This is a genomic window from Actinosynnema sp. NPDC059797 (assembly GCF_042732085.1).
GTDB lineage: Bacteria > Actinomycetota > Actinomycetes > Mycobacteriales > Pseudonocardiaceae > Actinosynnema.
The window spans coordinates 1-6,300 of the sequence record NZ_JBHWIE010000387.1 but is presented as its reverse complement, the minus strand read 5'-3'; the positions used below and the strand labels follow the sequence as shown (position 1 = coordinate 6,300).

The following is a 6,300-nucleotide window of genomic DNA, read 5'->3' as shown; positions in this document are numbered from 1 at the left end:
CGGTGGTCTCGGCGATACCGCGCGACCGGGACGGCGAGCCGGACGAGGCGGCGCTGCGGCGGCTGCCGGTGCCGGAGTCGGCGACCACGCCCGTGCCCCTGCCCGCGCCGACGACCGGGCGGCGGCACCTCGCCGAGTTCGCCGACCTGCCGCCGCGGTGGGTGGAGGGCCCGCCGGCCGCCCTGGACGACGTCGCCGGCGCCGACCTCGCCGGGCCGTCGTCGCTGACCGCCACCGACGACCCGGACCTGACCGGGGACGACCCGGCCACGCTGGTCGAGGCGCTGCTCGCCGCGGCGCGGCGGCACCCGGACCGGGGCGTGCACGTCGTCGAGGGCGGCCGCGCCGGGGTGCTGACCTACCCCGAGCTGCTGGACCGGGCCAAGCGGGTGCTGGCCGGGCTGCGCGCGGCCGGGCTGGCGGTCGGCGACGTGGCGGTGCTGCACACGCCGTCGCTGGCCGAGCACCTGGTCGCGCTGTGGGCGTGCCTGCTCGGCGGTGTCCGCCCGGTCGCGGTGGCCCAGTCGGCGACCTACGCCGAGCGCACGGCCGTGCTGGACAAGCTGGAGCACGCCTGGCGGGACCTGGGCGAGCCGGTGGTGCTCTCCGGCGGCGCCACCGTCGCCGGGCTGCGCGGTCACGCCGCGCGGTCCGGGCTGACCTCGATGCGGGTGCTCGACCTGGCCGGGTGCGCGGAGGCCGAACCGGTCGCCGAGGTGCACCGGCCCGAGCCGGGCGCGGTGGCGGTGCTGCAGCTGTCGTCCGGCAGCACGGGCCGGTCCAAGGTCATCCAGGTCACCCACCGCGGCCTGGTGCGCTACGCGCGGGCGGCGCGGCAGGTCAGCCGGATGGGCCCCGGGGACGTGTTCGTGAACTGGCTGCCGCTGGACCACGTGGCCGGGGTGGTCATGTACCACTTCGGCCCGGTGGTGCTGGGCTGCGACAACGTGCACGTGCCCACCGCCGACGTGCTGGCCGACCCGCTGCGCTGGCTGGACCTGCTGCACGAGTACCGGGCGCAGCACAGCTGGTCGCCCAACTTCGGGTTCGGCCTGGTCGCCGACGCGCTCGCGACCGCCGACCCGGCGCGCACCTGGGACCTGACCCCGCTGCGCGCGCTGGTCAACGCGGGCGAGCAGTGCACGGAACCGGTGGTGCGCCGGTTCCTGGCGGCGACCGGCCGGTTCGGGGTCGCCGACGACACCGTGCTGCTGGCCTGGGGCATGGCCGAGACGTGCACGGCCATCACCTACCAGCCGTTCGGGCCGGACGCGGTGCAGCACGTGCGGCAGGCCGCCGGCGGCGCCCTGGAGCTGCTGGCCGGGCCCGCCGAGGGCAGTTCGACGTTCCTGAGCATGGGCCGGCCCGCGCCGGGCTCGGAGTTCCGCGTCGTCGGGCCGGACGGGCGGACCGTGCTGCCGGAGCTGCGGATCGGCCGGTTGCAGGGGCGTTCGGCCCGGATCACGCCCGGCTACCTGAACAACCCCGAGGCCAACGCCGAGGCCTTCCCGGACGGGGACTGGTTCGACACCGGGGACCTCGCGTTCGTGGCCGACGGCCGGGTGACGATCACCGGCCGGGCCAAGGAGATCATCATCAACAACGGCGTCCACTACTACTGCCATGAGATCGAGGACGTGGTGGGGGCGCTGCCGGGGGTGGCGACGAGCTTCGTCGGCGCGTTCGGGGTGCCCGCCCCGGACGGCGGCGAGCGGCTGGCGGTGGTGTTCGTGCCCGCCGCCGGGCTGACGGGGCGCGTGGTGGGCGAGGTGCGGCGGCGGCTGGCCGAGCGGTTCGGCCTGGTGTCGGTGCTGCTCGCGGCCGTGGACCGGGACGGGTTCGACAAGACCACCAGCGGCAAGGTCCAGCGCACGGCCATGCGCGCCCGGCTGCTGCGCGGCGAGCTGGACGACCGGGTGCGCGCGGTGGAGCTGGCCGAGGCGGCCCGCACCACCCTGCCCGACGCCCTGCACCGCCCGGTGTGGGCGCCCCGCTCGTTCACCGCGACCCGAGACCCGGGCCGGGTCCGCGTGTTCGGCGACCCGGCCCTGGCCGCCGCCGTGCCCGGCGCGCGTGCCCTGGACCCGGGCGACCCGGGCGGTCCGGACGGTCCGGACGCGGACGTCGTCGTCGTGGTCGCCGGTCCCGACGAGGAGCGGGCGTCGATCCCGGTGCTGGACCTCGTCGCCCGGCTGGCCGCGGCCGGCTGGACGGGCGAGCTGGTCAGCGTCGGCCGGGCGGGAGGGTGCGCGGCGGCGCTGACCGCGTCGATCGTGACCGCCGCCGCCCTGGAACGGCCGGGGCTGCGCGCCTGGCACCTGGAGCTGCCCGGCCGCGACGACGACCCGGAGCTGCTGGCGCGGGCGCTGACCTGGGTCCACCGCGAACCGGTGATCGCCTGGCGCGACCGGCCGGTGGTGCGTGCGCTGGCACCGGTCGAGCCCGTCCGGGACGCGCGCCCGGCGGCCGAGCCGGGCAGTTGCTGGCTGGTGACCGGCGGGTTGGGCGGCATCGGCCGGGTGGTGCTGCCGGGCCTGGGCCTGCGGCTGCTGGTCGTCGGCCGGGGACCGGCGACCGACCTGGCCGGGCTGGGCGCCGACGTGCGCCACGCGCGGGTCGACGTGGCGGACGCGGACGCGCTGGAGGCGGCCGTCGCCGAGGCCGAGGCGGCGTGGGGCGAGCCGCTGGCCGGGGTGCTGCACCTGGCCGGGACCTACGAGACCGGGCAGCTGGCCGAGACCACGGCGGACCGGTGGCGGGCGCAGACGCGGGCCAAGGTGGCCGGGTCCCTGGCCGTGGCCGAGGTCCTGCGGCGGCGGCCGGGCAGCAGACTGATCGCGTTCAGCACGCTGCTGACCTGGTTCCCCGCCGTCGGCACGGCCGGCTACACGGCGGGCAACCGGTACCTGGAGGCCCTGGCCGAGCGCCTGGGCGCGGACCACCCGGTGCACACCCTGGTCTGGGGCCTGTGGCGGTCGACGGGCCTCAACGCGGGCCACGAGGAGCGGGAGGCCGCCAGCCGGGGCAAGCTGCTCGCCTTCACCGCCGCCGACGGCAACGCCCTGTTCACGGCCGCGCTGCGCCAACCGCCGGGCACGATCCTGCTCGGCGTCGACCGGGCCAACCCGGCCGCGCGGCGCCTGCTGCCCGCCGAACCCCTGGAGGGCTCGGCCACCCCGGGGCGCGACGCGTTCGGCGTGGAGCTGCCCGTGGCCCCGACGGGTAGGCCCGAGCCCCAACCGGTGCGCGTCACCGAGCGGCCGACCGGTGGCGCGGCGGGCGTGCGCAGGCTGGTGCGCGAGACGCTGCGGGAGGTCGTGCCCGGCGGGCTCGGCCCGGACACCCCGTTCTACGAGGCCGGCCTCGGGTCGCTGGGCCTGGTGCGGCTGCACGCCGCGCTCCAGCGGGCGCTGGACCGGGAGTTCCCGCTGACCGCGCTGTACGCCCACCCCAACGAGGCGGCGCTGAGCGCGCACCTGTCCGAGCTGACCGGGGACCACCGGGCGGGGGAGCGCCGGGGCGGCGGGCGCGACCGGCGCGTGGCGGTCATCGGCATGGCCGCCCGGTTCCCCGGCGCGCCGACCCTGGAGCGGTACTGGGAGAACCTGCTCGCCGGGGTGGTCAGCACCACCCGGTTCGGCCGCGAGGAGCTGATCGCCGCGGGCATCCCCGCGCGCCTGGTCGACGACCCGGCGTACGTGCCGGTCAGCGGCGCGCTCGACGACATCGCGGGCTTCGACGCCGAGCTGTTCGGCATCAGCCCGGCCGAGGCGGCGGTCACCGACCCGCAGCAGCGGCTGTTCCTCCAGATCTGCCACCAGGCGCTGGAGCACGCCGGGTACGCCGGTGCGGGCGGCCGGGTCGGGGTCTACGCGGGCTCCGGGATGACCCTGTACTCGCTGCGCACCTACCTGCGCGAGAACCTCGGCGGCACCGACCCCGGCGACCAGTTGGCCGCGCTCCAGGTGGCGATCGGCAACGAACCGGACTTCCTGGCCACCAGGGTGGCCTACCGGCTCGGCCTGACCGGGCCCGCGGTGACCGTGCGCTCCGCCTGCTCCACCTCGCTGGTCGCCGTGCACTCGGCGATCACCGCGCTGCTGGCGGGCGACGCGGACATGGCGCTGGCCGGCGCGGCGGCGCTGCACGTGCCGGGGATCGCCGGGTACCGGTACGAGCCGGGGTCGATCCTGTCCGCCACCGGGCGGTGCCGGGCGTTCGACGCGACCGCGGACGGCACGGTCGGCGGCAACGGCGTCGCGGCCGTGCTGCTCAAACCGCTGGACGCCGCGCTGGCCGACGGCGACACCGTGCACGCGGTGATCCTCGGGTCGGCGGTCAACAACGACGGCTCGGCCAAGGTCGGCTACACCTCGCCCGGTGTCGCCGGGCAGACGGCGGTGGTGCGCGACGCGCTCGCGTCGGCCGGGGTGGGGCCGGGGTCGATCGGGTACGTCGAGGCGCACGGCACCGGGACCGCGGTGGGCGACCCGATCGAGGTGGAGGCGCTGCGCGGCGCGTTCGCCGGGCGGGCGGAACCGCTGCTCGTGGGGTCGGTCAAGGCCAACATCGGCCACCTCGACAGCGCGGCGGGCATGGCGGGCCTGCTCAAGGCGGTGCTCGCGCTGCGCGCCGGCACGGTGCCGCCGCAGGCGGGCTTCACCACCCCGAACCCCGCGCTGCGCCTGGACGACGGCCTGATCGCGGTGCCCACCGCGCCGACGCCGTGGCCGCTGCCCGGTGTCCGCCGGGCCGGGGTGACCGCGCTGGGCGTGGGCGGGACGAACGCGCACGTGGTGCTGGAGCAGGCCCCCGAGCCGGCCCCGGCGGACCGGACCGCCCCGGCGGACCGGCACGCGCCGTGGGTGGTGCCGCTGTCGGCGCGGACACCGGGGGCGTTGGCGGAGCTGGCCGGCGCCACCGCCGACGCGCTCGGCGACGCCGACCCGGCGGACGTGCTGACGACGCTGGGCGCGGGGCGCGTGCGGCTGCCCCACCGGTTGGTGGCGTGGGGCGGCGACGCCGACGGGGCCGCCCGGGACCTGCGGGACGGCGGGTCGGCCCGGGGGACCGCCGGCAACCCGGGCCCGCTGGTGTTCGCCTTCGCCGGCCAGGGGGTGGACTGCACGGGCGCGGGGACGTCGCTGCTGGCGCACCCGGTCTCGGCGGACGTGCTGCGCGGCCTGCTCGACCGGCACCGCCGGGACTGGGGCGTCGACCTGCTGCCGCCGCTGCTGGGCGAGCCGCACGAGTGGACGACCGCGACCCTGCAACCGGCGCTGCTGGCCGTGCAGCTGGCCCAGGCGGCGCTGTTGGCCGAGCTGGGGGTGCGCCCGGAGGCCGTGGTCGGGCACAGCGCGGGCGAGTACGCGGCGCTGGCCGTGGCGGGCGCGCTGTCCGCCGAGGACGCCATGCACCTGGCCGCCGTGCGCGGCGCGCTGATGCAGTCGGCTCCCGAAGGCGCGCTGCTGGCGGTGTTCGACGACGTCGAGGAGGTGGCCGGCCTGGCGGTGGCCGTGCGCAACGGGCCCCGGCACGCGGTGTTCGGCGGGACCCCGGAGGCCGTGGCCGAGGCGGAGCGCTCGCTGGCCGCGCGCGGGGTGGAGTGCCGGAGGGTGGCCGCGGACCGGGCCTTCCACACCGCGATGGTCGACCCGGTGCTGGACGCGCTCGGCAGGCAGGCGGCGGCGCTGGACTGGAGGCCACTGGCGCTGCCGGTGCACTCGGGCACCGGCGTGGTGCTCACCGAGGGCGCGGTGCCGGGCGCCGGGCACGTCCTCGCGCACACCCGGTCCACGGCGGACTTCCGCGGCTCGGTCGACGGGCTGGTGGCGGCCGACCACGCGACGTTCGTGGAGCTGGGGCCGTCCGGGGTGCTGTCGGCGCTGGGCGGGCAGTGGCCGGGCACCACCTGGCTGCCGCTGCGCCGCCGCGGCGCGGACACCGTCGTGCCCGGCCTGGCCGCGCTGTTCTGCCACGGCGTCGAGGTCGACTGGGCCGTGCTCGCCCCCGGCGGCAGGCGCGTGCCGCTGCCCACCTACCCGTTCCGACCCACCCGGCACTGGATCGACCCGGTGCCCGCCGAACCCTCGCCCGCCGAACCCTTGCCCGCAGCAGACCACGAGGAGAGTGCGCCCGCCGTGCGGAACAGCGACCCGGACGAGGCCGTGCTGACCCGCGTGCGGGAGCTGACCGCGCGCCACCTGGGTGACGAACCGGACCGGATCGCCCCGGACGTGCCGTTCTTCGACCTGGGCGCGGACTCGCTGCTGATGATCAACATGGTGCGCGAGCTGGAGG

Annotated in this window: 1 protein-coding gene; it reads left to right on the top strand. The window is 77.8% G+C overall.

Annotated features, from left to right (window positions below):
* Window positions 1–6,300, top strand: a 6,300-nt coding sequence (locus tag ACFV4N_RS37870) for a beta-ketoacyl synthase N-terminal-like domain-containing protein (protein ID WP_499677495.1), incomplete at both ends; no start/stop codon positions are given.